The sequence below is a fragment of the Kitasatospora sp. NPDC059571 genome (assembly GCF_042735675.1).
Lineage (GTDB): Bacteria > Actinomycetota > Actinomycetes > Streptomycetales > Streptomycetaceae > Kitasatospora.
Genome location: NZ_JBHWBW010000679.1, coordinates 1 through 2,981, shown reverse-complemented (window position 1 = coordinate 2,981; position 2,981 = coordinate 1). Strand labels below are relative to the sequence as shown.

Sequence of the window (2,981 nt, the reverse complement as noted above, 5' to 3'; positions counted from 1 at the left end):
GCCCCCGGCGCCCGGCGCGCGGCGCCGGGCCCGGCGCGGGCGGCGGCCGCGGCGGGCCGGGGGGGCGGTCCCCGGGGGGGGGGAGGCCGACCTGTCGGGGCGCCCGCCCCCCTGCGGGGGCGGGCGGTCAGTCCTGCGGGACCCGCGGGGCCGGCGCCACCATCAGCTGGGTGCGGCGCGGGTTGGCCGTGACGGTCGGCAGCTCCTTGGCGTACTCGATCGGACGCTGGGAGGCGACGGCGCCCGGCAGCAGGCCGAAGTCCTCGACGGCGGCCAGGGTCGTCCGGCGCGGGTTGGCCGTGGCCTGGGCGTCGGGCGCCGCGATCGCGGCCTTCTTCGTCGACTGGGACGTCGGCTGGGACATTGCGTCACACCTTGGTTTCCGGGAGCGGGGCTTTTAGGACGGCGGGAGCCTGGGCAGGCTTCCTCACGGCCCCGCCAAGGCTAAGGATCTCTTGTCACAGGTGCCGTGACCAAAGCTATACATCATGCTGTGATTTTGGTCACAATTTCGAGATCGATTCCGGCATTTCCGCCTTTCCGGGCGCGGGAAGTTATCCGGACATTCCTTGCATTTCGGACATTAGCCGCACATGCCGAAGCGGCCCCGACCCGGCGCACGTCCGCAGGGTGTCCGAAAAGGGACGTATTCCGGCTGGTTACCACACAGTCCGTGAGCCCGTGCACGCGTTCGGTAGCCCAGGACACCGTGTCATAACGCCCCTTGTTGGACTTCCCTCGCTGTGCTGGAATGCCACGGAAAAACTCGACACCGTCCCCCTCCGCGACAGCGGGGAGGGGCGCCCGGTCCAGAGGTTGCGACGCCAGTGCAGGGACGTTTCAAGAGGGGCAGCGGCGCCGCGGGTGACCCGGAGTCGCGCGAGCCCGCAGCAGGCCCCCACCAGGCAGCACCGATGACTGGCCCGGGCGACCGGCCGGCCACCGGTTCCGCCGACCAGAACAGCGACACCGTTGCCGACGGCAACGACACCGACGACGCCGGCCGCGCCGGCTCGCGCCTGCGCGGCAGGCTCACCTACCGCAGAGCGAAGGGCCTCAGCCGGCTCTCGCTGCGCAACTGGCGCATCCGCACGCGCCTCATCGCGCTGCTGCTGCTCCCCGTGATGGTGTCGCTCGTCCTCGGCGGTCTGCGGGTGCAGACCTCGCTGGAGAACTCCCGCCAGCTGGCGCAGATGACCGACCTCGCCGACCTGGCGCGCCGGGCGACCGCCCTGGCGGACGCCCTGGAGACCGAGCGCGACATCAGCGCCGGCCCGATCACCGCCAACGGCAGCAAGCAGGACCCGGACGTCATCGACGCCCAGAAGCAGAGCGACGCGCTCAGCAAGGCGTTCGCGACCAGTGCCGACAAGTTCGACGAGCTCGACCTCGCCGGTGGAAAGGCCCTGCTGCTCCAGGTCCGCAAGGACCTCAACCAGCTCTCCGAGGCCCGCGGCAGCGCGTACACCAGCCCGGACAACATCCAGTCGACGATCCTCAACTACGACGTCATCATCAAGGGTCTGATCTCCATCACGGAGGAGATCGCGATCGCGTCGAACTCGACCGAGCTGATCAAGGTCACCCGTGCGCTGAGCCAGTTCGCGCTATCCAAGGAGAACACCTCCATGCAGCGCGCGCTGATCGCGGCGGCGCTGGCCCGGCACGGCGGCGCCGACCTCTCCACCTCGGACGAGACCTTCGGCATCCGCCTCCAGATCTCCGAGGAGAGCGCGCTCGCCAACTTCACCGCCATCTACGGCGATGACGAGGCCCGCCGGCTGCGCGCCCCGATGAGCTTCAACCAGACCATCGCGGACACCGACCGGTACACCCAGCAGGTCCTCAACACCAACGGCATCCGGCAGAGCCAGCCGCGCACCTACACCGACTGGTACGACGCCGCCAGCGCCAAGATCAACCAGGAGCAGCGCATCGAGTCGCAGCTCCTGGAGGTCCTGGACGGCAAGGCCCAGAAGCTGCAGTCCGACGCCGACACCCAGGCGCTCATCAACGCCGCGCTGATCGCCGTCGTCCTCATCGTCGCCATCGCCGGTGCGGCCATCGTGGCCCGCTCGATGGTGCGCTCGCTGACCCGTCTGCAGGCCGCGGCCGAGGACGTCGCCGAGCGGCGGCTGCCCGAGCTGGTCAAGACCCTCTCCGAGAGCGACCCGCACGACGTCGACGTCACCGTCGAACCGGTCGGCGTCGACTCCACGGACGAGATCGGCCACGTGGCCCACGCGTTCGACATGGTGCACCGCGAGGCCGTCCGCCTCGCCGCCGAGCAGGCCCTCCTCCGCGGCAACATCAACGCGATGTTCACCAACCTCTCGCGCCGCAGCCAGGGCCTCATCCAGCGCCAGCTGTCGCTCATCTCCGAGCTGGAGAGCCGCGAGGCCGACCCGGACCAGCTGGCCAGCCTCTTCAAGCTGGACCACCTCGCGACCCGTATGCGCCGCAACGGCGAAAACCTCCTCGTCCTCGCGGGCGAGGACCCGGGCCGCCGCTGGACCCGCCCCGTCCCGCTGGTCGACGTGCTCCGCGCCGCCGCCTCCGAGGTGGAGCAGTACGAGCGCATCGAACTCGCCGCGGTGCCGTCGACCGAGGTCGCCGGCCGCGTCGTCAACGACCTCGTCCACCTCCTCGCCGAGCTGCTCGAGAACGCGACCTCGTTCTCCAGCCCGCAGACCCGCGTCCGGGTCACCGGCCACGCGCTGCCCGACGGCCGCGTGCTGGTCGAGATCCACGACACCGGCATCGGCCTGAGCCCCGACGACCTCGCCGACATCAACGAGCGCCTCGCGAACCCGCCGACGGTGGACGTCTCGGTCTCCCGCCGCATGGGCCTGTTCGTCGTCGGCCGCCTGTCCCTGCGACACGGCATCCGCATCCAGCTGCGCCCCAGCGACTCGGGCGGCACCACCGCCCTGGTCATGCTGCCGGTGGACGTCACCAACGCGGGCGGCGCCCGCGGCGGC

General features: G+C 70.8%; 2 protein-coding genes. One reads left to right on the top strand and one right to left on the bottom strand.

What is annotated here, in order from left to right; all coding sequences use genetic code 11:
* Positions 1-127 precede the first annotated feature (127 nt).
* On the bottom strand, positions 128-364 hold the full coding sequence (locus ACFV0G_RS37715) for a hypothetical protein (RefSeq protein ID WP_380557849.1): 237 nt from the start codon (positions 362-364) through the stop codon (positions 128-130).
* 550 nt (positions 365-914) lie between these two features.
* Between ACFV0G_RS37715 and ACFV0G_RS37710 the strand changes: the two genes are divergently transcribed.
* Positions 915-2,981 (top strand): nitrate- and nitrite sensing domain-containing protein (locus ACFV0G_RS37710; RefSeq protein WP_380557846.1); only part of this gene is annotated, 2,067 nt, incomplete at its 3' end.

Excerpts from the sequence above, each read along its gene's own strand:
- ACFV0G_RS37715 (WP_380557849.1), bottom strand. The coding sequence starts at position 364 with ATGTCCCAGCCGACGTCCCAGTCGACGAAGAAGGCCGCGATCGCGGCG.